At 39.4% G+C, this 1,241-nt stretch carries 1 protein-coding gene; it reads right to left on the bottom strand.

The genetic code is table 11. The features are described 5' to 3' along the window. Positions 1–43: 43 nt before the first annotated feature. Positions 44–1,039 (bottom strand): IS110 family transposase, encoded by a 996-nt coding sequence (locus ACSHZO_RS15860; RefSeq protein WP_298248429.1) that lies wholly within the window; start codon positions 1,037–1,039, stop codon positions 44–46. Positions 1,040–1,241 lie beyond the last annotated feature (202 nt).

Below are 1,241 nucleotides of genomic sequence, written 5' to 3' on the forward strand. Positions count from 1 at the left end.
TAACCGTATTCCAAGATCAAAAACAAACCATTTTCAATAAATTTTAAGCAGCATATTTGCATAGATCTACGTAGGGTGTTCCTCGCTTTATCACCGCAAATGCTCTCGATAAAAGCTTATTTCTAACATTGTTCAAGGCGACCATCTTTGGTTTGCCTTCTGCTACTTTTCTTTGATAATATTCTCGTAGTTCCCCGTCATGCTGGATCGCTGATACACTAGCCATGCTTAATAAACTTTTCATTTTCCTATCACTCATTGGATGACTCTTTGCTCGTTTAAATACACTGGTTCCTGAACTATGTTCAAAAGGGGCCGTACCACAATAACTGGAGAACTGTCGCCAGCTACTGAAGCGTGCAAAGTTGCACGTGTGATAAATTAACTGGCAGGCCAGTATTCTACCTACGCCCTTTAAACTGGTCAGTAACTTGTAATTCTTTCCAAGCTCTTCCTCTCTTTTTAATAGCTGATCTATTTGCTTCTCCAGCTTGAGAATCTGCTTGCTCAGATAGGCTATAGTATGCTTTAAACTCTTACAGCTTATATCTGTCGATGGACTAGATAAAAGTCCTGTAAGCTCCTCTAAAGTTCCCATAAGACCCGTGCGATTACGCACTAACTGATCTCTAAGACTTAATAATCTTCCCAGTTCCAGTAAGGCTTCGTCCCGAATGCTACTGCACTCTAACTCTTCCCTGTGTAACCAGGCATACCTGGCGATCATTTGAGCGTCTACTCGATCTGATTTAGTTCGAACCAGTCCGGAGGATCTTTTAATGACGATCGGATTCTCCTGAACATAGTCTAAACCGTTAGTCTGCATAAAGATCGCTAGCTTCAAAGAATAGTTTCCCGTATGTTCAAAACAGTATAAAATTGGTTTTTCGTTTTCTGAAAATTTACCAACCCACTTCACCAGGGATAAATAACCGGATCTGGTGTTATCAAATACCCGATGTTTACTATGGTTATGAATGAAAACATCTAAGGTCTTTTTGGATACATCAATCCCTACAGCTAACTGGTAATTTTTCATATCTTTAAAATCGATTTAAAATGAAGTTGCGTTAACTATCTCCTTTAACGGGTCCCACTAAGACCTGGTATTCCAATTAGTTCTTCGCAACACTAGTAGATACTAAGGGGACTCTTACGATTAATGGTGCCTAACTAGAGACCGTTATAGTTCTCCCCTTAGTTCTCTCTTAAAATATGAAAACAAAGTAAAGGAGACCGTT

It is taken from the genome of Christiangramia sp. 3-2217-3z, assembly GCF_051195275.1.
In the GTDB taxonomy this organism is placed as follows: Bacteria; Bacteroidota; Bacteroidia; order Flavobacteriales; family Flavobacteriaceae; genus Christiangramia; species Christiangramia marina.